Below are 25,321 nucleotides of genomic sequence, written 5' to 3'. Positions count from 1 at the left end.
CGTTTTCCGTCGGCAGTCATGTCGACGGACGTCTCATTCGCGCTCCTGGCGCCTTCACACATTTTTCACACATTCCCGATGCACGTATTCCCGGCCCGTCTGCCGCGCTGGGCAGTGGGATTGTCCGCTGGCCTCACGCTGGCCTGCTCGAAAAAGGACGCACCGCCGCCGCCGCCGCCCGCCGAGGTGACGTATGTGGTGACGCAGCCGGCCACGGTCGAAGAGCATCTGCAATTCGTCGGACAGGTCGAGGCATACCGCACCGTCCAGGTCCGTGCGCAGGCGTCGGGGGTCATCATCGCCCGTCCCTTCACCGAAGGTGCCCAGGTGCGCGCGGGTGACGTGCTCTATCGCATCGATCCGACCACCGCAGACGCCGATGCCCGGAGCGCGCGTGCACGGCTGGCAGAAGCCGAGGCGCGACTCGCCAACAGTGAGCTGGTGGTGGGACGTCTGCGTCCACTGCTCGTGGGCAATGCCATCGCGAAACAGGACGTGGACAACGCGGAGTCCCAGTTGTTGCAGGCGAGAGCCGCCGTGGACCAGGCGAAGGGCGCGGTCGATGCGGCGGAGAAGCGACTCACGGAAACCGTCGTGCGTGCGGAGATCGCCGGACGGGTGGGACGGACGCTCATGGAGGTCGGCGCTCGGGTCTCCGGCCCGGCGGATCTGCTCACCACCATCGATGTCGCCGATCCCGTGTATGTGAGCTTCCGTCCCTCGGCGGAACAGCAGTACCGTTGGACCCGTACCGGCGCGCGAAAGGAGCTGGCCGCCGGTGGCCGCGCGCGGGTCGCGTTGTCCATGCCGGACGGGAGCGAATATCCCCGACTTGGCCACATAGACTTTGTCGATCCGGTGGTCGATCCCCGCACCGGGACGCAGGAATACCGGGCGCAATTCACCAATGCCGATCGTCTGCTGGTTCCCGGCCAGTTCGTGCAGGTGCGCGTTCGTGGGCTGCATCGTGACAGCGCCATTGTCGTTCCGCAGCGCGCGGTGTTACAGCAGATGGGGCAGGAAGTGGTGTATGTCGTCGGCGACAGCGACAAGGTGGCCGTGCGTGTGGTGAAAGCCTCCGGATGGTCGGGCACCGACTGGCTGATCGAGACCGGTCTCGCCGCCGGGGAGAAGGTGGTGGTGGACGGCGTACAGAAGATCGGCGCCGGAGCCACGGTACGCGCGCGACTGCTGACGGACAGCGCCGCCGCCACCGCGACTCCCAACAGTGCCGCAAGCGGCGAGGGAGCGCGCCGGTGAGTGATCATCAGCTGCACGACGGATCACACGACGGCTCCCACCACATCCCCGACAGCGAAATCGCGAACAAGCTTGCCGCCGAAGTCTCCGGTGAGAGCGAATATCTGTTCGTACGTCGTCCGGTGTTGGCGGCGGTGATCTCCATGGTCATCACGCTGCTGGGTCTCTTTGCCGTGCAGTCGCTGCCGGTCAGCCGATACCCGCAGATCACGCCGCCCGCCGTACAGGTGAGTGCGTTCTATCCCGGCGCCAGCGCCGCCGACGTGGCCACGGCCGTGGCCGCACCCATCGAACAGCAGCTCTCGAGTCTCGATGGGCTGTTGTACTACAAGTCGTCGAACACCAGCGACGGCACGATGAGTCTGTCGATCTATTTCGACATCCGGCGCAATCAGGATCTCGCGGCCGTGGACGTGCAGAACGCGGTGAACGTGGCGCTGCCGCAGCTGCCCGCCGCGGTGCGTCAGACGGGCGTCACCATCACCAAGGCCAATTCGGATATTCTGGCGCTGGTGGCCATCACGTCGGACGATCCGCGGTACGATGCCTCGTATCTGAGCAATTACGCCAAGATCTACGTCGAGAACGAAATCAAACGCATCCCGGGAGTCGGTGATTCCCGGGTGTTCGGCAATCTCGATTTTGCGATGCTCATCAGCATGAACCCCGAGCGGATGGCGCAGCTCGGAATCACGGTCGACGATGTGCAGCAGGCCGTGGCGGCACAGAACGCCACCAAGCCCGGTGGACGGCTGGGCCGTGAACCGTCGCCCACCGGTACACAACTCACCATTCCGGTGGTCACGACCGGCCGTCTCACGCAGCCCGCCGAATTCGGCGAGATCATCGTGCGTGCGCGGGCCGATGGATCGCTCGTGCGCGTCCGGGATATCGCCACCGTCACGATGGGATCGCGCGGGTACGACGCCCGCGCGCGCGTGAACGGCAAACCCACCGCCAATCTGCTGGTCTTCGGGCGACCGGGCGCGAACAACCTCGAAGTGAAGAAGGCCATCGTCAAGCGCATGCAGGAGCTGGCGCCGTCGTTCCCCGAGGCCGTGCGCTACGAAATTCCGTTCGACACCACGCCCTTCATCACCGAATCCATCAAGGAAGTGGTGAAGACGCTCTTCGAAGCGATGGTGCTGGTCACGCTGGTCGTGTTCCTGTTCCTCAAGAGCTGGCGGGCGACACTCATCCCCGTGCTGGCCGTGCCGGTGTCCATCATCGGGACCTTCCTCGGTCTCCAGGCACTCGGCTTCACGATCAACACGCTCACCCTGTTCGGTCTCGTGCTGGCCATCGGCATCGTCGTGGACGACGCCATCGTGGTCATCGAGAACGTCGAACGCATCATGGAGCAGGACAAGGTGTCGCCGCGTGTGGCCACCAATCGGGCCATGAAGCAGGTGGGCGGTGCACTGGTGGCCATCGTGCTCGTGCTGTGCGCCGTGTTCATCCCCGTGGCATTCGTGGGAGGCATCACCGGCGCGATGTACAAACAGTTCGCGGCCACCATCGTCATCTCGGTGGTGTTGTCGGGCATCGTGGCACTCACGCTCACACCGGCGCTGTGTGCGACGCTGCTCGTGCACAAGACCTACGAGGAAGAAGGAAAGTTCTTCCAGGCCTTCGATCGCTGGTTCGGCCGTCTCACGCACCGCTATGTACGCGGCGCGCGAGGGGTCGTCGATCGCCCGCGCACCTGGGTGGCCGGCTTCGCCGTGATCCTCGTGCTCATCGGGGTGCTCTTCAAGGCGGTGCCCGGGGGGTTCCTGCCCAACGAGGACAAGGGATACTTCGCCGTCTCCATCCAGTTGCCGGATGCCGCATCCCTGCAGCGCACCAGCGACGTGGTGACCGAAGTGAACCGCATCGTGCGGGAGGAGCCCATGGTGCGCGGCACGGTGGCGCTGGAAGGCTTTGCGCTGCTCACGGGCTCCAATCTCACGAACGTGGCCACCATGTTCGTCACGCTCAAGCCGTGGGATGAACGCACGGCGGGTGATCAGTCGCTCGAAGCCATTCTGGGGCGTGTCAACAAACGACTCGGCGGACTCAAGGAAGCCGTGGCGTTCGGTTTCAATCTGCCCGAGATCCCCGGACTCGGCATCACCTCCGGCCTCGAGCTCAATCTGCAGCAACGTTCTGGTGACGATGTGCAGGCGTTCGCGCGCGAAGTGCAGAGCTTTGTGAACGAAGGCAAAAAAATCCCTTCGTTGCAGAACGTGGCCACCAACTTCCGTGCGGAGGTGCCGCAGCTGTTCGTCACGGTGGACGAGGCGGCGGCGCAGGCACGCGGCGTCAACACCTCGCAGATCTTCTCCACGCTGCAGGCGATGTTGTCCAATCTCTACATCAACGATTTCAACATCTACGGGCGACCGTATCGTGTGCAGGCCGAAGCCCAGTCGCAGTACCGGCAGACGCCTGACGACATCGGACGGTTCTTCGTACGCAGCAACACCGGCGCCATGGTACCACTGTCCGCCGTGACGCAGACCGATATGCGTGGGGCGCCAAGTCTGCTCACGCGCTTCAACGGGTTCCCGTCGGCGCTGGTGACGGCGGCGGCCACCCTGGGATCGAGTTCGGGCGAAGGTCTCGACGCCGTGGAGAAGCTGGTGGCCGACAAGTACGCCGCACAGGGTATCGGCTATGCGTACAGTGGTCAGTCCTATCAGGAGCGCGCCGCGGCTGGCAGCAACAGTCTCGTGCTCATCCTGGGCTTCGTGCTGGTCTTTCTCGTACTGGCTGCACAATACGAAAGCTGGTCCATCCCGTTCGCCGTGCTGCTGGGCATTCCGTTCGGTATCGCTGGTGCGCTGTTCGGGGTGTGGCTGCGCGGATCGCCGAGCGACGTGTATCTCCAAGTCGGACTCTTCACCGTGGTGGGACTGGCCGCCAAGAACGCCATTCTCATCGTGGAATTCGCCACGTCGCTCAGAGCGCAGGGCCTGAGCATCCGGGAAGCGGCCATCGAGGCCGCGCGCGAGCGGTTCCGCCCCATTCTCATGACCTCGTTCGCATTCATTCTCGGTGTGTTGCCGCTGGTCGTGGCTAGTGGCGCCGGCGCGGGCAGCCGACGTTCGCTGGGTACCGGTGTCTTCGCCGGCATGCTCATCGCCACCACCGTCGGGGTGTTTTTCATCCCGTTGTTCTTTGCGCTCATCCGGCAGCTCACCGAGCGGACGTCCGCGAAGAAGGCGGGAGGTGCGTCATGAATCGGCGGGCCATTCGGCGAACCATGTTGCCGGTTGCCGGCATACTCATCGCGGCACTGCCAGGCTGCGCGGTGGGACCCTCCACCCGTGTGGACCCCGTGGTGCCGGCCGTGTCCGTGCGTGCCTCATCGGGAACGTCCGCCGAGACGCGGGGATTCCTCGATTCTCTGCGAACGGCGCGTTCACGGGAGGCCGGCGACAGCACGGCCCGCATCACGTCGAATATCACCTCGCAGTTGCCGGCGCAGTCGCTCGGCATCGAACGATCGGCCACGGAGATGCCGTCCTGGACCGAGATCCTGCGTGACTCCGTACTCGAGTCGCTCATCCGTCTGGCGGTGAACAACAATCGCAACCTGCGGGTCGCGCAGCAGCGTATCAACGAGTTTCGCGCTCTGCATGGTGTCGCGGCATCGCGGTTCTTCCCGCAGATCAATGCGGGCAGCACGGTGGCCAGCAACAAGATCGCGCTGGCCGCATCGGCGCCCATCGAGTTCGATGCCGCGCGGGTGACTACCGATCTGGCGTGGGAGCTGGACTTCTGGGGACGGACACGGCGTGCCACGCAGGCTGCCGGATTCGATCTGGCCGGACGCGAAGACGACGTGCGAGCCGTGACGTTGTCGCTGGTGAGCGACGTGGTCTCCGCCTATCTGCAGTTGCGCGAGGCCGATGCCATCATCGCCATCGCCGAGCAGACGCTCGTCTCACGCGAAGCCACATTGCAACTCGCGCGGCGGCGGTTCGAACAGGGACTGATCTCCGAACTCGACGTGCGGCAGTTCGAAGCCACGGTGGCCGATCCCGCGGCCCGTGTGGCCGACTATGCGCGGCAGCGTACCGAATGGGAGAATGCGTTGTCGCTGCTGCTGGGTACATCGCCGCAGAGTATACCGCGCGGCCGTCTGTTGAGTGATATCGTCAGGACCGTGGACGTACCGGACACCATTCCCGGCGACCTGTTGGCGCGCCGCCCCGACGTACTGCGCGCGCAGCACGATTTCCAGGCGGCCACGGCGCGTGTGGGTGTTGCCCAGGCTGCGCGGCTCCCCGCCATCACGGTGGCCGGTCAGTATGGTGCGCAGCGACCCAGCTATGGTCAGCTATTCGACGGTCGCGGAGAGATCTACACGCTGCAGGCGGGCGTTTCGATCCCATTGTTCACCGGCGGGCGGTTGAGCAACGAACAGAAGGCCGCCCGTGCGCGCGCCGAGCAGTCGCGCAATGTGTACGAGCAGGTGGTGCTGGTGGCATTGCGTGAAGCCAGCGATGCCGCGACCGGCGTGAAGCTGCGTCGCGACCAACTGGCCGCGCAGCAGACCCAGGAACGCGCGCTGCAGGCCGCGTATGCGATTGCCGAGCGTCGGTATGCGAGCGGCATTTCGAGTTATCTCGAAGTGCTGGACGCGCAGCGCGGCCTGTTCACGGCGCAGCTCACCCGCGTGCAGGTGGAGCGACAGTACCTCGCGGCGACGGTGCAGCTGTTCCGGGCGTTGGGGGGAGGGTGGGAGTGAGGGGGTACTTCTCCGGGGGCGGCGACGACATGTGTTGCCGCTACCTCACCCCTGCGGCTCCACCACCGGCGGCACCCCTCCGCCCGACCGCTGCCCGACCTGCTCCCGCGTCCCCTTGATCAGCGCGTCCAGCATCGTTGCGCCCGAGCGGAATTCCGCGATCCACAGATTCGTTTCTTCAGCCTGCAGCGTGTTCAGGTCATCCTCGAGCGCCACGGCGAGTTCGAAAAGCTGACGCATGGTCTCCGCGCTCACCGCGCCCTGATCCGCGATCAACTGTCGTCGCCAGGCATTCCGGAAACGCTGTGTCGAGGCCTCCATCGCCGTCACGGTCGTGATGTAGCGCATCCAGCCGGACGACCATCCGAACGCCTGATCGGCAAAGCGCACGAGCCCCGCCACCACCAGACAGCAGATGCCGATCTGCGTGATGAGCAACTTCTCCTCGGCCGTATTGCGCAGCGTGGCCACGAGCGGCAGCAGGGAGCCGACGATGAGCATGACGTACACCACGCCACGCGCCACCCGTGAGATGCGGCGCTTGGACCGGATGCTCTCCCAGTACCAGGAGGTCTTCCGTTCCGCGACGCCACTGATGTGTCGCCAGGTCTGATCGAGAATCTCGTCGACACCACGGCCCTTGAGCTGATCCCACGACAAGGGCTGCTGAAAGGAGAGGTCTGCCTTGCTCATCCGCGCTCCGGAAGAGGTAAGACCGGGACGGGTGCGTGCGGTTCGTTCAATTCCCCTCCATCCAGCACCTGGCGGATTCGCGCGCGCAGCACACGGGGTGAATAGGGCTTCTGCAGAAATGCCGTGCTCTCCCGCTCGATGCCACGCCGCTCGAGACTCTCGCCGGCATAACCGCTCGTGTACAGCACGCGCAGTTCGGGATGCCGGAGCTTCAGCACTTCGGCGCAAGTCGGTCCATCGATGCCTGGGAGAACCACATCGGTGATCAGCAGATCGATCCGGGCGGTGTAGCCCTTCGCGATACGCAGCGCCGACTCCCCGTCGCGCGCCTCCAGGAGGTGATAGCCCGCCTCGCGCAAAGCGCGGAAGGCCAGTCGCCGCACGTTGTCATCGTCCTCGACGAGCAGCAGCGTCTCCGAACCTCCGGCGTCGTTGCACGTCGGAGCGACGGGAGGCACGGTGAGAGGGTCGTTCACGATCGGAAAACAGAGCGTGACGGTCGTGCCGTGCCCCGGCTCGCTCTCGACCTCGATGTGACCGCCGCTCTGACGCACGATGCCGTGAACGACGGCCATGCCGAGACCGGTCCCTTTGCCCATCGGCTTCGTGGTGAAGAATGGTTCGAAGACCCGTGCCTTCACCTCCGCCGACATGCCCGTGCCGTTGTCCGACACCGAGATCGCCACAAAACGTCCCGGCTGTGCGCCCTCGTGCAACCGGGCGTACTTCTCGTCACGGATCACGGTGAACGTGCGGATGGAGATCTTGCCACCGGCCGGCATCGCATCACGCGCATTGACGACCAGATTCATGAGCGCCTGTGTCACCTGACCGGGATCGGCTCGCACATGGCCGAGCGTCGGGGCCAACGTCGTCTCGATCGCGATGTCCTCGGTGACGAGCATGCGCAGCATGTGCTCCGCATCCGAGATGACATGGTTGATGTCCAGCACCACGGGGTGGTACATCTGCTGCCGGCTGAAGGCGAGCAGTTGCCGGGTCATGTCCGTCGCGCGATTCGCGGCATCGCGCACCTCGGTCAGGCTCTCGAGATCGTCACCCGTGCGCGGGGTGTCGAGCAACATCTCCGTATGCCCGATGATCACCGTCAGCAGATTGTTGAAGTCGTGCGCGATGCCGGCGGCCAGGCGTCCCATCGACTCCATCTTCATCGCCTGACGCAACTGCTCGGCGAGTTGCCGCTGTTCGGTGACATCCACCCCCGATGCCACGAGTTCCCGGATCGTACCAGCCTGGTCGCGTGTGGGACCGAACATGGCATCGATGGTGATCAACCCATCGCCCACCCGGGCACGGAAATCGGCGCGGACCGTCTCACCCCGTGCCGCGCGGTGTATGGCGTCCCGGACCTGCGCCTGGGTGTCGGGGGAATGGGACCACCAGTACGTATCGGCGAACGCTCGCCCCAGCACGTCGGTGCGCGAGAGCCCCGACGTGTTCAGAAACGCCTGGTTGGTGTCGAGGACGGTGCCCTCCACCGACAGCAGCCCGACGTACTCGTACATCGAGTCGAGGATGCGCTGCAGTCGATCCTGGTCCTCCACCGAGTGCTCCACAGATCCCGTCCGTTGGTCAGCCGTTACGGAACAAGCACCACCGCCGCTTCGGCGGTCTGCGTGAGATAGGTCATCGTCTCCTGGAAATAGAGCGTGACCGTTTCCGCCGAATGGGTGAGGTAACCGATCGAGATGTCCTGACCGAGCCACAGATCGAAATCGCCGCCACGGGTGGTGAGCACTACGCCGCCCGTGATCGCCGGACTCCAGATGACTTCCTGGTCGACGAGATCCTGGACGTGTTTCAGGATCGGATACCCGTCGTCGCTGCTGCCCATGGTGCTGGTATAGGCGTCGGCGCCGAGCAGCAGGGCATACGGGCCATTCACACCGGCGAGCCGCAACTTGTTGACCGCTTCGGCGATCGCGTCGGGATACGCACGCACATCGCTCGGCAGTTGCACCGGCGCGTGGTTCGTCACCTGCCGGATGCCTTCGATGCCGGCAGCGGCATACCCCTCGAAGACCGCGTGATCCTCGGCGTAGGCGATGGTTCTTGCCGCGTCTTTCAGCGGTTGCCAGTCTGAGTTCTGCGATCCGCGTTCGACGTCGTCGATGGCCTGACGTGACAATTCGAACGGAACCCGCAGTTCGATGAGCGGACTGACTTCGCGTTGCGCCACGTGCAGACCATCACGCAGTGCCGGAACCTGTTTGATGTGGCCCGTACCGACGGCGGAAAGATCGAATCCGCCGGGACCCTGCACATCGACCACGCGGCGCGCGGCCAGATAGCGCTTGAGAGTGCGGGTCGCCTCTTCCTCGATTTCGGTCCAGGCCGCGCTCGAGATGGGCGCCAGTTCACGGTGCAGGTTGTTCATGTCAGACCTCGTCTTTCAGGGAGCCGATGGCCAGGGAGCCGTCACCCGAAGCTGATTCGCCGAGGGCGGTGGGCGGAATGGGCGTGCGTGTATCCGATTGGGAAGAAGGCACTGCTGAAGGCGCTGGCGCCGTCGGCGCCGCCTCGAGAAATGTTGCCGAAGGAACGAAGAACAGGCCTCCAGTCGCGGCCCGGCTGAAATCGAGCAGGCGATCGTAGTTCCCTGGCGGATTGCCGATGAACATGTTCTGCAGCATGCGCTCGATACGTTGCGGCGATCGGGCGTACCCGATGAAGTAGGTGCCGTATTCGCCGCGTCCCACTTGTCCGAAAGGCATGTTGTCGCGGAGGATGTCGAGGTCGTTGCCCTTGTCGTCGGTGATCGACGTGAGCACGTTGTGCGCAAAGGTGGGTTTGGCCGCCTCGGCCAGCTCGATATCGGAGAGCTTCTCCCGTCCGATGATGCCCTCCTGTTGGGCAACGGGCACCGCGTTCCAGCCGTTCAGGTCGTGCAGGTATTTCTGGACGACGACATAACTTCCGCCGGTGAATGCGGGATCCTCGTCTCCGATGATCGTGGCCGCCACGGCCGCCGGACCGGTCGGATTTTCGGTTCCGTCCACGAAGCCCAGCAGATCACGATTGTCGAAATACTTGAAGCCGTGCGTCTCGTCGTCGATGGAGATGGCCGCGCCGAGTCGTGTGACGATGCGGGCGGCGAGCTCGAAGCAGAGATCCATGCGGGCGGCCCGGATATGGAACAACAGGTCGCCCGGCGTCGCCGGTGCGCGATGGCGTCCGTCGATTTCGCGGAAAGGATGCAGCTCGAGCGGACGCGGTGCGCCGAACAGCCGGTCCCAGGCGTCGGAGCCGATACCAAGAATGCAGGACAGGTCGCCGTCGCCATCGCGGAAGCCGACACCCCGCACCAGCGCCGCCAGATCGCCGCACAGGGCGCGTACGGCGTCGGGGCCGGCCGCATCGTCGGTGAGGCTCGCCACCAGAAAGATCGCCGCGCGCGAGAGCCTGTTGGTGACCGGCTGACGTTCGGCGATGCTCATGGATCGTTCTCTGCGGATCTCATGTCCGGTGAGTTGCGGTTGATGTTCGGTGCCCGGTCATGGAAGATGATACGGTTGCCTGGCAGTCACAGTCAAAAAATCACTTTTCGGGGTTTCCCGCCATGCACCTCGTCGAACTGCAGGTCCTGAAGGGTGTCATGCCTTCCAGCGTGGCCATCACTGCCGACGTCCTCGCGACCGCCAATCGCTTGCGCGAGGCTGGTGGACGTCCGCCGGTGTTCGCCGTGCGGGTCCGGGGATCGGCCGCGGGTGATGTGCGTGGGCTGGTGCACGGTGTCATGCCACTGCCGCGTGGGCTCACCGGCAGGGATGCCGATCTCGTCATCGTGTCCAGTCTGGTGACGGTCGCCGAGGAGGCGGTCATGACACGCCTTGCGCAACGTGATGCGTTGCAGTTGCAGCGGGACCTCGCACGGGCGGCCGGTCGTGGCGCGCATGTCGCCGCGTCGTGTTCCGCGGTCTTTCATGTGGCACGCGCGGGACTGCTCGATGGACGACGCGCCACGACCACCTGGTGGCTGGCGCCGATGTTCCGGCGGATGTTTCCGCAGGTCACACTCGATGCCGACGAGATGATCGTGACGGATGGACGGATCACCACGGCGGGGGCGGCCATGGCGCATCTCGATCTCATGCTGGCCATCGTGGAACGATACGGGGGACCGGAGATCGCGATGCGCTGTGCCCGTTTTCTGTTGCTCGACGGGCGTCGCAGTCAGTCCCGCTACATGGCGCTCGGATTTCTCGCCGCGCAGGATGCACAGGTGGCGCGCGCGGGAAAGTGGGCGCGGGCCGAGCTGGCCAATGGTCCGACCGTGGATGCGCTGGCCGCCGCGGCGGGACTCAGTCCCCGCACGTTTGCCAGGCGCGTCGTGCGGGCCACCGGGCTTTCACCCGTGCAGTTCCTGCAACGCATGCGGGTGGAACGGGCCGTCGAGTTGCTCGAGACCACCACACTTTCGGTCGAGGAGATCGCCCGGCAGGTGGGGTACGCGGAACCCACCACACTGCGCCGGCTCCTGCGTCGGGAAGCCGGCCGTCGCCCACGCGAGCTTCGGCCGGCCTGATCACACCGGGATGGAGAGCGAGGGTTGGAGTGGCGCTCAGAGCCGCATCACGCGCAGGTACGCACCCCACGGTCCCACCGCCTCGCGATATTGCGTCGCCATCACACGCGCGATCTGTGCGAGATGCGACAGATCGTGTGCCGTCCACGTGGCCAGCAGCTGGGCCAGCGTGACCGTGCCGAACTCGGGATGTTCGCCCGTCCGGCGGAGTTCCGCCTCGCCCAGCTGCCAGCTCTCGAGTTGTGCGAGACACACCGCCCGCGCCTGCGCGAACTGGATCAGCAGATCGGACAGCGGGATATGCCGCATCTCCCGCACCTGGGCATCCGGATCGATACGCGGGAACACGCGGGGCTGCGCCTGTGATGGTGTATGTGGTCCGTCCGCGAGCATGATGCGGGCGCGGATGATCCAGTTGGTGCGATCGGCACAGAGCAGATGGGCCACGACCATCGTCGGACTCCACGTGTCCGGCGCTTCGGTCGCATCCGTCCAGCACGGAGGCAGTGTCCCCAGCAGACTGCGCAGCGTGCGAGGGGTCTGCGACAGCAACGCGACCGCCTCCGGAAGTCGGAAATCCATGGCGAAACGGAACAGAGGGTGAATCGGCCCGCCCGATGCGGACACCGGACGATGCGCGATCACCCTCTCCAGTGACCAGTGTCTGATTCGACAACTATCGGGGATTTTCCGTCACACCCCGATTCAGCGCCGGAATGGGATCAGGGCGTGAGCGTCGCCTCGCGGCTGGCCACGCCGCCGCGAGTGCTGCTCACCTTGGCATTCATCGGGATGGCCTGCCCCTGCGGCACGCGCACCCGCACGGTGAGCACCCTGGTCTCGTAGCCGCCCATCCAGAACTCCTGCGGGCGGGCACCGATCACGGTCACGCCGGTGCCCTCCAGGGTGAGCATGTCGGGCTTCACCATGTGCACGCGCTTGGCCTGTTCCAGGGCCGTGGGAATGCGTCCGGTGTTGCGCACGGTCACCTTCACTTCGTGCGTCGCGGAGTCTTTCGGTGTGCCACGCACGCGCGCGGCCTGCACGTCGGTGATCTCCACCTTCGGCAGATCCATGGCCATCGTCAGGTTGAACATCGCCTGATTGCGTGCCCAGCGTTCCAGGTCCTCCGCGGGCGGATTCTGCGCCCAGAACTTGGGGTCGATGCCGCCCACTTCCACTTCGCCGAGGTCCGGGTGCAACACCTTGGTCCACATCTGGTAGCCGCGTCCGCCGAAGCGTTCGTCGTTGTAGCGCAGCACCTCGTACTGGTCGATGCGACCGTCGTTGTTGTAGTCCTTCTCGCGCCCGCCATTCCAGAGCTCATCACCGTACCACACCTGTCCCATCTGGAAGTAGCCGAAATCCGGACCGTGACCGAACAGCGGCTCGGGGCGCTCCTGACCCTTGGGTTGACCGCGGGTGCCATACGTCCAGTACACGTCGCCGGCCAGGCCGTAGTTGGTGAACGAGTTGCCCACCGAGTCGTAGTGCTGCACGAGCTTGAGATCGGCGGGGAACATGCACTCGCTCGCCAGGCAGGTGCTGGGACCCCGCAGGTGCATCGGGACCGAGGTGTCCATCGAGTTCGTGACACTGATGTTCGGATGCGTCATCTGCCAGAGAAACACGGCGCGGGTTTCCGGTTCCGACAGCGGATACTCACCGGCTCCGAATTGCGTGTGCCCCCGCCCCGTGGACTCGGCCATGGGGCGCCAGTTGTAGGGATAGTTGCGGTGGAGATCGAGGCCACCGACGCCGTCCTCGTTGTATCGACCGTCCCGGTCGTTGTCGATGCCTTCCGGATACAGGAGATAGTCGCCGCGACCCGCACCCACGGCCCGCATCAGACGCCCCTTGGGATCCAGCGTGTCGACCACATGCGTCCCCTTGCCGGCCCCCACGAACTTGCGCATCTGGCGGATGAAGCCATCACCATCGAGATCATCACCCGGATCCTCGTCCAGCAGTCCGTCGCCATCGTTGTCGGTGGGGCGCACCGATGACCGGTTGGCCTGCGCGGTGAGTTTGTACATGTCCGCGCCATCGGGATTGTTGTTGGGGCGCAGATACAAGGTCTTCTCGTCGAGCAGCCGCGTGATCGCCGCGTCCTTGCCGTAGTTCTCGAGGACATGCCAGGTGAGCCACAACACGCTCTCACTCGAAGTGATCTCACCGGAATGCCGCCCGCCTTCGAAAAAGGCCGCGGGCTTGGTGGTGTGTGCGCCCGTCTTCCTGTTGGTCACGATGAGTTGCCAGATGGGCTGACCGCCGAACGACGTGCCCACCTGCACCTTCTCCACGAGATCGGGCTTCTCCTTCGCCCACCGCTCCATCCAGTAGTTCAGTTCTGCCGTGGTGTGATAGTGCTCGAAGTCCATCACGCCGACCTGTTTGGGGCGCATCTGCGGATAGTTCACGAGTGGAAACGTGGACGGTCCATCACGCAGGCCGGGAATGGTGAGCACCTTGCGGACGGTGTCACGAGGAGGCTGGTTCCCTCCCGGCTGTGCCGGAAGAGGAGTGGCCACGATGGCGGTCAACGCCAGGGCCGAACGAATCCACGCGGGGCGGGAGGCGCGCATCGGAAATCGGGGTGGAGGGAGAAACGGATATGCCTCGCTTAAAGAGAAAACGCGCGTCGCACGTCCGCCAGCACGGCATCGGTTTCCCGGCGGGCCACGGCCGTTCCCGCGGCGATCACGTCGTCCACGAGATCGGGGCGGGCCGCCAGCGCCATGCGTCGTTCACGAATGGGTTCGAGCAGATCGTTCAGCACATCGATCAGACGACGCTTGAGGGGCACGTCACCCAGACCGCCGCGCGTGTAGTGCCGTTTGAGCTCCGCCACGTCCTCCGGGGCCGGGTCGAACGCGTCGAGATAGGCAAACACCACATTGTCTTCGACTTTCCCCGGATCCGAGACCCGCACATGTCCCGGATCGGTATACATCGCCATCACCAGCTCGCGCACCTCGGCCGATGTGGCCGACAGCGAGATCGCGTTGCCCAGCGACTTGCTGGCCTTGCGTCCATCGATGCCCGGCAGACGAGGAGTGGACGACAGCAGCGCCCGGCACTCCGGCAGCACCTCCTCGCCTACCGTACGATTCACCCGGCGCACGATCTCGTTGGACAATTCGATCATCGGCAACTGATCCTCTCCGACAGGCACCACGGTCGCGCGGAAGCCGGTGATGTCCGCGGCCTGCGACACGGGATAACACAGAAATCCGGCCGGAATGTCGCGCGCGAATCCACGCATCTCGATCTCCGCGCGCACCGTGGGATTGCGTTCGAGACGCGCGACGGTGACGAGGTTGAGATACAGCACCGTGAGCTCCGCGAGCGCCGGCAATCGCGATTGCAGCGCGATGGTGGTGCGCTCGGGATCGAGTCCAACGGCGAGATAGTCACTCATCACTTCGCGCACATGGGCCGCCACATGCGCCGGACGCCCCGCGTTGTCGGTGAGCGCCTGCAGATCGGCCACCACGATGGTCTGTGCGCAATGGCCCTGCAGCGCGAGACGGGACTGCAGAGAGCCCGCATAGTGCCCGAGATGCAGACGGCCCGTGGGCCGGTCCCCGGTGAGCACGACATCGGAGGCACGGACCGAGGCGGGGATTGTCGTGTGGGCGCCGGCCGAATGGTCCGGCGACACGTTGGCAGTGAGCGAGGTGAGCAGCGACATGCGAGAGACTCCCGGAAGATCGGATCGCTCGATGTCGGCCCTCGTGGCCGGGCCGCCGTGCAAACGCCACGGGCCGCTCACATCGAGCGGCCCGGAAATGGTGTGCCGACCTAGCTGGCACGCACGCAGAACGGGACCGCCGGAGAGGGCGGCCACCACCATGCGCACGGGATGAGACGGGTCGAAGGCATGACTGAAATATACCGAAGACCGGCGCTGGATGGTACGGAGGTGTCAGCCTCGCCCGCGCTCACGCAGATAACCGTGCCAGAGAATGCGCGCGGCGGCGGCCCGCCAGGGTGCCCAGCGTTCGGCACGACGATTCACTTCATTGCGCGCCGGCGGTGCGGGCCAGCGCTCCAGCTGTTGCAAGGCGAGATGCAGAGCCAGATCACCCGGTGGCCATACATCGGGGCGGCGTAGCGCAAACAGCAGATACACCGACGCCGTCCATGGGCCGATACCGTGAAGCCGGGTGAGCCGGGCCATCACGTCGGCGTCGGAGGCTCTGGCGAGTGCGGACAGATCGAGTGCGCCGGTCGCCACTTCCGTCGCGAGACCGTGCAGATACGCGGCCTTCTGCCGTGTGAGACCAAGGCGGCGCAGCGCGTCGATCCCGAGTTCCGCCACGGGTTCGGCGGTGAATCCGCCCGGGATCTCCACATCGAGCCGACGCCACAGGGTCGTGGCCGCCTCGAGTGACACCTGTTGCTCCAGCACCATGCGTCCCAGAGTCGCGAAGCCCGCCGGCCGCGCCCAGAGCGGCGGCGCGCCGTGCGTGGCGACGATGGCGGCCAGACCGGGATCGTCCGCACACAGCGTGCGGACGGCGGCGGCGAGCGAGACACGACCGAGTCTGACAGGCGGTGGGACGTTCATGGTCTCCTATCGTCGCGACTCCACATCACGCAGGAATGTGCGCAGCGCATCGAGATACTCCGCGGGCTTCTCGCGCATGGCCCCATGGGCTGCGCCCGGAATGACCGTCAGACGTGCGTCGGGCATCGTGGCGCGGAACTGTTCGAGCGTCTCCGGCCGCGCTTCGTCGAATTCACCGGCGATGAACAATGTGGGGGCGGTGATCGCCGGAAGATCGGCGGCGCGCGTCCAGTTGCGCAGGGAGCCGTTGCTCAGGAATTCGGTGGGGCCCCACATCTGGCGATAGATGGTGTCGTTGCCGGCCACGCCGGCGCAGCGGGGTTCATCAGCCGTCGGCAAACGACGCACGTGACGGCCGTAGAAGGTGTCGGTGGCCACCTTGTAGGCCGGCGTGTCGAGCGTGCCGCGGGCTTCGTTTTCATCGAGCACGCGCCGGATGGAGTCGGGGAGCTGCGTACGCAGGAAGTTGGCGTCGGCGATCCAGCGTGGTGTGTCGATGAGCGGGCTGCTCAGAATCACCGACACCACACCGGCCGGTCTGGCGGCGGCCATGTACTCGGCCGCCAGGGCGCCGCCCCATGAATGACCGAGCAGGTGAATACGCTCGAGGCCAAGCGCCTCGCGCACGGCCGTGACTTCCTCCACGAAGCGCGGCACCTGCCAGAGCGTCGTATCCGCGGGATGATCGGAACGTCCCGAGCCCAGTTGATCGTAGAACACCACCGGACGATCCGCCGCGAGCGGCGCCAGCACTTCGAAGCGACACGACGTGCCGCCCGGTCCGCCGTGCAGGGCAAGCAATGGAGTGCCGCCGCCGTTGCCGATCTGTCGCACGAACACCCGGCCACCGGGCACCTTCACCAATCCCTCGCGGGTGGGGATCATGATCTCACCCACGCGCACGCTGTCGTAGCGCACGTCTTCCATCGCAGCGCTGGTGAAGGCCACATCGTGCGTGGCGTCCGGCGTGGTGCACGCCGAGCCCACCGCGAGGACGGCGGCGAGCAGAACGATGCGGGGAGTGGTGCTCCAGTCGAAGAGACGCATGCGAGTGGGCAGGAAGAGGTGGGAGGACAGCGGATGAAAGATGCCTGCCGTACACGGATTCCACACGGATTCCACACGGATTCTACACGGGTCTTACACGGATCCTGCTCCACAGAATGCCGCTACGGTCGCGAGAATGGCGGTGCGTCGCGTCGCATCCGATCGCCACAAGGCATATACCTGCCGTGTCAGGGCCGGCTTCACCGGCACCACACGCACCCCATCGGGCACGGGGCCACGACCCAGTCGCGGCAGCACCGCGGCTCCGAGTCCGGCATTCACCAGGGACAACTGCGTGGCATACTCCAACGCGAAGTGTTGCACGCGCGGTTCCCGGCCCTGCGCGCGCAAGGTCAGCATCAGCCAGTCGTGACAGATGGAGCCTTCACGCCAGGAGATCCATGCATCACCGGCGAGATCGCTCAACGCCACGGCATCCGTCGTTGCCAGCGGATGGTCACAGGGCAGGGCAATATCGGCGATGTCATCGTACACCGGCGCACGCTCGAATCCCTCGGGGATGCGCAACGGTTGATTGGACCAGTCCTGGGCCAGCGCGAGGTCGATGTCTCCACGCTCCAGCAGGGCGATCGCCTCGAACGGTTCCATCTCCTGCAATCGCACCTGCAGTTGCGGGTGTTCCATCGTCAGGGTGCGCAGCGCACCGGGTGCGAGTCCGCGAATCGCTGTCGCAAACGCGCCCACGCGCAATTCGCCGGCCACGACCGCTCGGCGGGCATCCAGTTCGGCCTCCGCCTGTCGCAGCACCGAAAGCGCGCGCTCCGCGTGTCCGGTCAGCAATTGTCCCGCATCGGTGAGCGCGACCCCGCGTCCCCGGCGCTCCAGCAACGGTTCGCCAACCTCGCGCTCCAGCTTGGCGATCTGCTGCGAAATGGCCGACGCGGTCACATTGAGGGCTTCTGCCGCGGCGTGCAGTGACCCATATGACCCCACGGCATGCAGGCTGCGTAGTCGGTCGAGACTGATCATACAGTACAGATTAACGATGGCGTCAAGATCATTTCATTTGTCCTAAAGAGATATTCCGGTGAGATTGGGTACATGACTCATGCAACTCCTTCATTGCCCGTCGTCCCCCGCCTGGAGGCCTGGCGTGCGGCCGCCAAGGGTGATTTCGGCCTCATTGTCGTCCCCGGTGTCATCTGGGGCGCTTCGTTCCTGTTCATCGCCGAGGGGCTTCACGCGACCGGTCCGCATGGAGTGGCGTTTTTCCGTATTCTGGCGGGATTCCTCACATTGCTCGCCTTTCCGGCGGCGCGCACACCCATCGCCTGGGAGGCGTGGCCGCGCATCGCCCTGCTGGGAGTCCTGTGGATGGCGATTCCGCTCACGTTGTTCCCCTATGCTGAACAGCGCATCTCCTCGGCCATGGCGGGGATGCTGAATGGTGCGGTCCCGCTTTTTGCAACGGCGATCGCCGCGCTGCTCGCCCGTCGCGCGCCATCGCGTACGGTCCTGACCGGTCTGGCGGTGGGCATGTCCGGCGTGGTGCTGGTGGCGCTGCCCAATCTGCGGGACGGCGGTGCGCACCTGGATGGTGTGCTGCTCGTGCTGGTGGCCATCACACTGTACGGCATCTCCATCAACATCGCGCGGCCGCTGCAGATGGAATACGGCGCCTTGCCGGTGCTGGTGCGTGCGCTGGGATTCGCCGCCGTCCTGACCGCGCCACTGGGCATTCCCGAGGTGCTGCATGGCACCTGGACCCTCATGCCACTCGTCTCGTTGCTCACGCTGGGCATGCTGGGCACCGGTATTGCCTACGTCATCGGGACGGTGGCCGCTGGCCGCCTCGGCGCAGCCCGTGCGTCGGCGTCCATCTTCATCACCGCTCCGGTGGCCCTGCTGCTCGGGATGCTCGTGTTGCACGAGCATGTGGCCGTGTTGTCCATCGTGGGAGCGATCACCTGCATCGCTGGAGCGATGATCATCCGGCGTCCGGACGCGTAGCCAGATGCTGTCGCGGGGGGCGGGCTGGAGCTTCCATGGGTACGGTGGGTACCATGTGAGATGAAGGGAAGAAAAGCAGCCGGTGTGCTCGTAGATTCGGGACCGCGCCACTTGGACTCCGCGCTACCGTGACATCGACGTGACATCGACCGATGAGAGATCGACTGCCCGTGGGACTGCAGCATTGGATGGGAACATTCGTGACGATCGGCGAGATTCTGCTGATCGTCCTGTTGGCGTGGGCGTTGCGGCTGATGGTGCACCGGCTCATCCGCCGTGTGAACGCGAAGTACAATCTGCCGCCGCATGCCCTGCCGGGCGCACGTCGGGTTGCCGGCATGCTCATCAACGCCGCAGCCCTGCTGCTCATCCTGCAACGGCTGGGTGTCTCGGGGACTGTTCTGTGGACGGCTTTCAGTGGATTCGCCGCCGTCGGTGCCGTGGCGTTCTTTGCCGCGTGGAGCGTGCTGTCCAACATCTTCTGCATGATCCTGATCTTCTCCACGAATCCGTTCCGCATCGACGATCACATCGAGGTGCTGGAGAACGGGGAGAAGCCCGGTTTCAAGGGACGGGTGATCGACATCAATCTCATTTTCACGACCCTCGAAGAGATCGCGCACGATCCGGCGGGCGGGCAGTCGGCCACCGGCACGGTGCTGCAGATCCCCAACAGTCTTTTTTTCCAGCGTGCCATGCGTCGGTGGCGCGGCAATGAATCGTCGGTGCTTCGGCGTCTGGTGACGCCTACGAAGGAGAGTCCGGAAGCCTGAGGGACCAGGGAGAGACTACGTCGATCGTGGTGCGTCCACGACAATGGATATCGCACGCTCTACTACACTCCGGTGAAGACGACCGCGGAATCCTTTCTGCGGTCGAGTACCACCGGACCTGCTGGTATCGCGGCTACTTCAAGGAGGATCTCACGCAGCAGCAGGTGGAGCAGAGCCTGAAGGCCGTGGGCGCCAATGCCGTCGTCGTGGGTCACACCCTGCAGGGAAAGGTGAACGCCCGGTTCAACGGCAAGGTGTTCGTCATCGATGTCCGTCTGCTGGAGGATGGAGGGGTGCGCCCGCTGGACGTCGGCGCGCCATAGAGTTCCCGTGCTGCGGCCGCTCCCATGCGTTCATGGTCGTGCCCGATTCCTGGAATCACACCGAGGCGCCAGGCAAGCGGCACGTTCATGCTCCGGGCCGCACGTTGGCCCTCGGCAAAGAAGTACCGGCCACGCTCGAGACGACTGACGCCATATCGGTCGAGTGTCGGCGTATGCAGATGAATGCCGCCGCGCTCGCCGTCGTTGTCGAGTTCTCCCAGCAGCACATGAAGCTGCACGCCGAACGCAGACGCGAGCTCGCTGCGCGTGATGCCGGTACCGGCGAGACCGGCCAGTTGCGGCTCGTCGAGTGACGGCATGGTGTAGAGTCCGGCATTGGCCGCCATCAGTCGCCGCGCCTTCGAATGTGGATGCAACAGCGCCAGCCGATGCAGGATCTGCGCGCCGGCGGAGTGGCCGAACATATCGTAGTGCATGGCCGTCGACCCCGTGGCTTTCACCAGCAGCCCGAAGATTCTGTCGAAGTCGGGGAATATCCATGTCTCGCGTCGCGGGTTCACCGTGAAAGTGATGTCTTCGTCGCGCAGCCGCAGCACGGTCGGTGGCTTCCCATCGGGCGACGATGGCATGTTGCGCAAGACGAGATTGCTGATCACGCCGCCCATCTGGTAGGCGGCGATGTCATACATGGTCTCGGGATAGCCAAGTGCCGCCACGAGCACATTGGCCTCCTCGGCGCGTGCGACCCATGGTTCCCGATAATCCGCCGCATCGCGGCCCGAGCCCGGCAGCACCAGCAACACACGCGACTGCGGTGTGAAGCGCGTGGGTATGTAGTAGGCCACGGTGATGCGATGGGACTCATGACCGATGCCGCCCCTCGTGAGGAAGGCGCCGCGTCCCGGTTCGAGTCTCTCCGGTTCGAACGGCAGTGGCGCGGCCCGTTGCTCCACGAGATTCATCCCGCAGGCAGGACATTTCCCCGGCGCATCGAACACGCGGCCATCCATCGCGCAACCACAAGGTGGACATATCCAGGCGGCGAGGCCTGCGTGGCGCCCCTGCAGGACAGGGACGCTCGATGGTTGCCATACCGCGCCGCCGCCGAGGATGGCGGCGTGTCGTAGGAATTCCCGACGTGTGGTCATCGTGGCTTCCGGTTTGCAAAGCGCTGCTGATACTCGCTCGGGCTCACCCCGAGCTCCCGTTCGAAGGCGCGACGGAATCCGTCCACGCTCTGAAAGCCCGCACTGCCGGCCACGCGTTTGATGCTCACGCGTCCTCCGGCGAGCGCCGTGCGGGCGCGATCGAGGCGCAATCTCATGATGAAGCGCCCGGGCGTCATGCCGACGGCGGCGCGAAAGCGGCGGGCAAACTGGCGCGGACTCATGTTCGTCCGGTTCGCCAGCGCCTCCACCGAGAGATCGGCCTCGAGATGATTCGTGGCCCAGAGACACACGTCCTGCAGTCCGTCATCGTCGATGGCCTGCAGGCGGAGCGGTTCGGAAAACTGCGCCTGGGTGCCGGTGCGTCTCAGAAAGACCACCAGTTCCCGCGCCGCGATCATGGCGGTGCGCACACCCAGATCCCGTTCGATGATGGCGAGAGCGAGATCGATACCGGCCGTGACGCCGCCCGAGGAGTACAGGGTGCCGTCCTGCGTGTACAGGGCATCCGATTGGACGCGCACTCTGGGATAACGACGCCGGAGATCGTCCGCGTGCGCCCAGTGCGTCGTGAGTGTGCGGCCGTTGGCGATACCGGATTCGGCGATCGCATAGGCACCCGTGCACACGCTGACGATGCGCGCAAATGCACCATGATGACGACGCAGCCAGTCGCCCAGTGCCTGGAGTGTGCGCGGTTCCCGCACGCCCGGACCTCCGGGTATGAGGAGCAGATCCGCGTGCGGTTGCTCAGGCGCGCGTCGGTTGGCACGGAGCGCCAGTCCGGACTCCGACCGTATGTCGAGCGTGCCCAGACTCCACACGTCGACGGTATAGCCGGGAGCGGCGGAGCCTTCCGGATGGGCCGCCGCGAACGCTTCGAGCGGGCCTGCGACATCGAGCGCATTCACGCCGTCGTAGAGCAGCGCCGCGATGGTGAATGGTGCCATGGTATGGTTCCTCCGCAGGCAAATTTGCCTGATCGGACCATGGCGGCAATGACAGACATACGACCAAAACTGCCATGTGCGGAGCGACCGACGGCAGGCGGATGCCGTCAGGGTCTGTCGTCGGTCGTCGCTTCGGGATCGTGCAACGCCTGCGTGAGTCGCACGCCCCACTCGTTCAACGTCGTGCGATCGGGATATTCGGGTGCGTGCGGATAGATGCGAAGCAGTTCATCGCCGGTCCATCGGGGATGCACGTGCACATGGAGATGCGGAACTTCCTGATTGGCGCCGGCGCCGGCGGAATGCCAGACACTGAGACCATCGGAGGGGAAACAGCGATCCACCGCACGTGCGACACGGGCCACCATGCGCATGACCGCGGCGGCCACGGCGTCGTCCGCCGTGCGTATGTCGCTCACATGTTGCCGGGGAATGACCAGGACGTGGCCCGGGTGGAATTGCCGGAGATCCAGCAACGCGATGGTCAGCGCATCCTCCGCGACGATGGTCGCGGGCAGGCGACCGGAGAGGATGTCGCAGAATGCGCAGGAGGCATGGACCAAGGTTGTCATGGATCACGATGGGCTGATGTGTGTTCCACCATGGACGTTCATGCAATGTAGAGACCCAGGCAGGACTCTTGACAGACGCGTAACTTCCGCAAGGCGGACCGCCTCCAACGGAGGCCGCACTGGCGGCCTGACGACACTTTCTCAGCGATGCAAGACGCCCTGCGTGCATTCTGGAGCATCCCGACGGCCGACGTGATGTCGGCGCTGCAATCGTCGGCCAATGGTCTCACCGGGGACGCCGCAGCGGAGCGCCTGGCCCGGATCGGACCGAACGTGCTTGGCGAGCGCAAGCGTTCCGATGCCCCGACATTGCTGCTGCGACAGCTCACCAGCCCACTCGTCCTCCTGCTCGTCGGCGCGGCATTGCTTTCCTTCGCGCTGCACGACCCCACGGATGGGGTCATCATTCTGGCGATTGTCGGGGTGAGCGCTCTCCTCGGCTTCTGGCAGGAGCGTGGCGCCGCGATGGTGGTCGAGAAGCTGCTGGCCACCGTCGCGGCACAGGCCACCGTCCTGCGTGATGGGCACGAGATCGAGATCGCGGTGGACGGGTTGGTGCCGGGTGATGTGGTGCTGCTCTCCGCGGGCTCCAGCATTCCGGCGGACTGCCTCTTGCTCGCGGAGCAGGATCTGTTCGTGAACGAGGCCGCGCTCACGGGAGAGAGTTTTCCCGTGGACAAGACGCCCGGGGTGAAGCCGGCGGATGCACCGCTCGCGCAGCGTGACAACATGCTCTTTCTGGGAACACACGTGATCAGCGGCAGTGGACGAGCCATGGTCGTGCGTACCGGAAAGTCGACCGAATTCGGATCGATCGCCGCGCGGTTGCGCCTGCGTCCGACGGAAACCGATTTCGAGCAGGGCGTGCGCCGCTTCGGTTACCTGCTGATGGAGATCACGTTGGTGCTGGTGATCGCCATTTTCGGGTTCAACATCTATCTGCACCGACCGGTACTCGACTCCTTCCTGTTCGCATTGGCGCTCGCGGTGGGACTCACGCCGCAATTGCTGCCGGCCATCATCAGTGTGAATCTGGCGAGCGGCGCCCGCCGGATGGGTGAGAAGGGCGTCATCGTCAAACGACTGGCCGCCATCGAGAACTTCGGCAGCATGAATGTGCTCTGCTCCGACAAGACGGGCACGCTCACCGAAGGCCAGGCGCGTGTGCACGCCGCGCTCGATGCGACAGGAAACGACAGCGAACGGGTGCTGCTGCATGCCTTCGTGAACGCCTCCTATCAGACCGCTTTCGGCAATCCGATCGATGCGGCCATCCGGAGCCATCACGTCTTCCCGCTCGACGGCTGGCGCAAGCTCGATGAAGTTCCCTACGACTTCGCGCGCAAGCGTCTGAGCGTGCTTGCCGAGCACGAGGGGCGCGCGGTGCTGATCACGAAGGGCGCGCTGAGCAACATTCTCGACGTATGCACGTTCGCCGAACAGGCGGACGGCCCGATTCCCATCGCCGCCGCGCGCGAGGGAATCGAACGGCAGTATGCGAAGCTGAGTGGCGACGGGTATCGCACGCTCGGCGTTGCCATACGCGAGACCGCGTCGCCCGGTCCCATCGACCGCGACTCGGAACACGACATGACCTTCCTGGGACTTCTCGCCCTCGAAGACCCGCCCAAGCAGGGTGTCGAGACGGCCGTGACCGCACTGGCCACGCTGGGCGTGCAGTTGAAGATGATCACCGGGGACAATGCATTGGTTGCTGCCCGCGTGGGCGCACAGGTCGGTCTGCCCGACCCCCGGGTTCTGAGCGGCGCCGATCTCCTCGCACTGAGCGACGATGCCTTGCCGGTCATCGCGACGGAGACGGATATCTTCGCCGAGGTCGAGCCCAATCAGAAGGAGCGGATCATCCGTGCGCTGCGCAAGGCCGGACATGTGGTGGGCTACATGGGCGACGGGATCAACGATGCCCCGGCGCTGCATGCGGCTGATGTCTCCATTTCGGTGCAGGAAGCCGTGGACGTCGCGAAGGAAGCGGCCGACATCGTGCTCCTCGAGCCGGATCTTGCCGTGCTGGAGGCTGGGGTGCGTGAGGGACGGCGGACGTTTGCCAACACGCTCAAATACGTGTTCATGGCCACCAGTGCCAATTTCGGCAATATGTTCAGTATGGCGGGCGCTTCGCTCCTGCTGCCGTTTCTGCCGCTGCTGCCCAAGCAGATTCTGCTGACCAATCTGCTCACCGACATTCCGGAGTTGACCATCTCCTCGGATCAGGTGGACGCCGACTGGATCGAACGGCCGCGTCGCTGGGACATCGGTTTCATTCGCCGATTCATGCTCACGTTCGGGCTCGTCAGCTCCGCGTTCGACTACCTGACGTTCGGCGTGCTGCTCTGGCTGCTGCGTGCCGGCCCGGCGGAATTCCGGACCGGATGGTTCGTCGAGTCCGTTGTCTCGGCGACCCTGATCGTGCTCGTGGTGCGCACACGCGGCAGTTTTCTTCACAGCCGGCCGGGACGCGCGTTGTTGAACACGACGTTCGCGGTGGCCGCTGCAACGCTGGTGATTCCCTACACCCCGCTCGGTGCGGCTTTCGGCTTCGTGCCACTGCCCCCGCTTTTCCTGGGACTGATGGGAGTGATCGTCCTGGGCTACGTGGTGAGCGCAGAATGGGCGAAACGCTGGTTCTACCGCGGCATGCGATAGCGGAGCCGATTCCGGGACCGCCGTGGATGTGACGCGGACGGTCATCCACGGGTATGGAGGGAACCCGCCGCTGCAATGGCATCA

Annotated in this window: 20 protein-coding genes; 7 read left to right on the top strand and 13 right to left on the bottom strand. The window is 65.1% G+C overall.

The annotated features are described in order from the left end of the window. Positions 1-78 precede the first annotated feature (78 nt). From WG208_RS03425 to WG208_RS03415, 3 genes are all read left to right on the top strand, one after another. Positions 79-1,260 (top strand): efflux RND transporter periplasmic adaptor subunit, encoded by a 1,182-nt coding sequence (locus WG208_RS03425; RefSeq protein WP_337169919.1) that lies wholly within the window; start codon positions 79-81, stop codon positions 1,258-1,260. Then, complete coding sequence (locus tag WG208_RS03420) at positions 1,257-4,484, top strand: multidrug efflux RND transporter permease subunit (RefSeq protein ID WP_337169918.1); 3,228 nt, start codon at positions 1,257-1,259, stop codon at positions 4,482-4,484. Before WG208_RS03425 ends, WG208_RS03420 begins: the two co-directional genes overlap by 4 nt. A 71-nt stretch (positions 4,485-4,555) precedes the next feature. Then, positions 4,556-5,998: an efflux transporter outer membrane subunit gene (locus WG208_RS03415; RefSeq protein ID WP_337169917.1), complete on the top strand. Its 1,443-nt coding sequence runs from the start codon at positions 4,556-4,558 to the stop codon at positions 5,996-5,998. Between the two features lie 45 nt (positions 5,999-6,043). Here WG208_RS03415 and WG208_RS03410 read toward each other — a convergent pair whose 3' ends face one another. From WG208_RS03410 to WG208_RS03395, 4 genes are read right to left on the bottom strand one after another with little or no spacing between them, the layout of a single operon-like run. Beyond that, positions 6,044-6,691 (bottom strand): SLATT domain-containing protein, encoded by a 648-nt coding sequence (locus WG208_RS03410; RefSeq protein WP_337169916.1) that lies wholly within the window; start codon positions 6,689-6,691, stop codon positions 6,044-6,046. Then, positions 6,688-8,256 (bottom strand): ATP-binding protein, encoded by a 1,569-nt coding sequence (locus WG208_RS03405; protein ID WP_337169915.1) that lies wholly within the window; start codon positions 8,254-8,256, stop codon positions 6,688-6,690. Before WG208_RS03405 ends, WG208_RS03410 begins: the two co-directional genes overlap by 4 nt. A gap of 35 nt (positions 8,257-8,291) precedes the next feature. After that, the gene (locus WG208_RS03400; protein WP_337169914.1) at positions 8,292-9,089 is read right to left on the bottom strand and encodes a family 1 encapsulin nanocompartment shell protein; all 798 of its coding nucleotides are present in this window, start codon (positions 9,087-9,089) and stop codon (positions 8,292-8,294) included. Position 9,090: 1 nt separating this feature from the next. Next, positions 9,091-10,149: a Dyp-type peroxidase gene (locus WG208_RS03395; protein WP_337169913.1), complete on the bottom strand. Its 1,059-nt coding sequence runs from the start codon at positions 10,147-10,149 to the stop codon at positions 9,091-9,093. 122 nt (positions 10,150-10,271) lie between these two features. Between WG208_RS03395 and WG208_RS03390 the strand changes: the two genes are divergently transcribed. Continuing rightward, the gene (locus WG208_RS03390) at positions 10,272-11,237 is read left to right on the top strand and encodes a helix-turn-helix domain-containing protein (protein WP_337169912.1); all 966 of its coding nucleotides are present in this window, start codon (positions 10,272-10,274) and stop codon (positions 11,235-11,237) included. A 36-nt stretch (positions 11,238-11,273) separates the two neighbouring features. Here WG208_RS03390 and WG208_RS03385 read toward each other — a convergent pair whose 3' ends face one another. The 6 genes from WG208_RS03385 to WG208_RS03360 form a co-directional block, all read right to left on the bottom strand. Next, on the bottom strand, positions 11,274-11,819 hold the full coding sequence (locus WG208_RS03385) for a DinB family protein (RefSeq protein ID WP_337169911.1): 546 nt from the start codon (positions 11,817-11,819) through the stop codon (positions 11,274-11,276). A gap of 140 nt (positions 11,820-11,959) precedes the next feature. Next, positions 11,960-13,822 carry a M14 family metallopeptidase gene (locus WG208_RS03380; protein WP_337169910.1) on the bottom strand — a complete coding sequence of 621 codons (1,863 nt, stop codon included), beginning with the start codon at positions 13,820-13,822 and terminating at the stop codon, positions 11,960-11,962. Positions 13,823-13,860: 38 nt separating this feature from the next. Next, positions 13,861-14,931: a tryptophan--tRNA ligase gene (gene trpS, locus WG208_RS03375; RefSeq protein WP_337169909.1), complete on the bottom strand. Its 1,071-nt coding sequence runs from the start codon at positions 14,929-14,931 to the stop codon at positions 13,861-13,863. 234 nt (positions 14,932-15,165) lie between these two features. After that, positions 15,166-15,810, bottom strand: coding sequence for a hypothetical protein (locus tag WG208_RS03370; protein ID WP_337169908.1), 645 nt, complete (start codon positions 15,808-15,810; stop codon positions 15,166-15,168). Positions 15,811-15,816: 6 nt separating this feature from the next. Next, the gene (locus WG208_RS03365; RefSeq protein ID WP_337169907.1) at positions 15,817-16,857 is read right to left on the bottom strand and encodes a proline iminopeptidase-family hydrolase; all 1,041 of its coding nucleotides are present in this window, start codon (positions 16,855-16,857) and stop codon (positions 15,817-15,819) included. Positions 16,858-16,950: 93 nt separating this feature from the next. Continuing rightward, a complete protein-coding gene (locus WG208_RS03360) occupies positions 16,951-17,847 on the bottom strand; it encodes a LysR family transcriptional regulator (protein WP_337169906.1) in 897 nt (298 codons plus the stop codon). Positions 17,848-17,919: 72 nt separating this feature from the next. On the opposite strand from WG208_RS03360, the gene WG208_RS03355 reads away from it, so the two are divergent. Together WG208_RS03355 and WG208_RS03350 are read left to right on the top strand one after the other, a co-directional pair. Next, positions 17,920-18,828 (top strand): DMT family transporter, encoded by a 909-nt coding sequence (locus WG208_RS03355; RefSeq protein WP_337169905.1) that lies wholly within the window; start codon positions 17,920-17,922, stop codon positions 18,826-18,828. 152 nt (positions 18,829-18,980) lie between these two features. Beyond that, positions 18,981-19,601, top strand: a complete 621-nt coding sequence (locus WG208_RS03350) for a mechanosensitive ion channel domain-containing protein (protein WP_345786955.1) — start codon at positions 18,981-18,983, stop codon at positions 19,599-19,601. A gap of 211 nt (positions 19,602-19,812) precedes the next feature. Here WG208_RS03350 and WG208_RS03345 read toward each other — a convergent pair whose 3' ends face one another. The 3 genes from WG208_RS03345 to WG208_RS03335 form a co-directional block, all read right to left on the bottom strand. Further along, positions 19,813-21,033: a heavy metal-binding domain-containing protein gene (locus tag WG208_RS03345; RefSeq protein WP_337169903.1), complete on the bottom strand. Its 1,221-nt coding sequence runs from the start codon at positions 21,031-21,033 to the stop codon at positions 19,813-19,815. Further along, a complete protein-coding gene (locus WG208_RS03340; RefSeq protein WP_337169902.1) occupies positions 21,030-22,001 on the bottom strand; it encodes a helix-turn-helix domain-containing protein in 972 nt (323 codons plus the stop codon). The genes WG208_RS03345 and WG208_RS03340 overlap by 4 nt, the downstream gene beginning before the upstream one ends. A 107-nt stretch (positions 22,002-22,108) precedes the next feature. After that, positions 22,109-22,573, bottom strand: a complete 465-nt coding sequence (locus WG208_RS03335; RefSeq protein ID WP_337169901.1) for an HIT family protein — start codon at positions 22,571-22,573, stop codon at positions 22,109-22,111. Between the two features lie 147 nt (positions 22,574-22,720). Here WG208_RS03335 and mgtA point away from each other — a divergent pair, with 147 nt between their 5' ends. Beyond that, complete coding sequence (gene mgtA / locus WG208_RS03330; protein WP_337169900.1) at positions 22,721-25,237, top strand: magnesium-translocating P-type ATPase; 2,517 nt, start codon at positions 22,721-22,723, stop codon at positions 25,235-25,237. The last annotated feature ends 84 nt before the right edge of the window (positions 25,238-25,321 follow it).

This window comes from Gemmatimonas aurantiaca (assembly GCF_037190085.1).
In the GTDB taxonomy this organism is placed as follows: domain Bacteria; phylum Gemmatimonadota; class Gemmatimonadetes; order Gemmatimonadales; family Gemmatimonadaceae; genus Gemmatimonas; species Gemmatimonas aurantiaca_A.
This window is presented reverse-complemented; position numbering and strand designations above follow the sequence as displayed.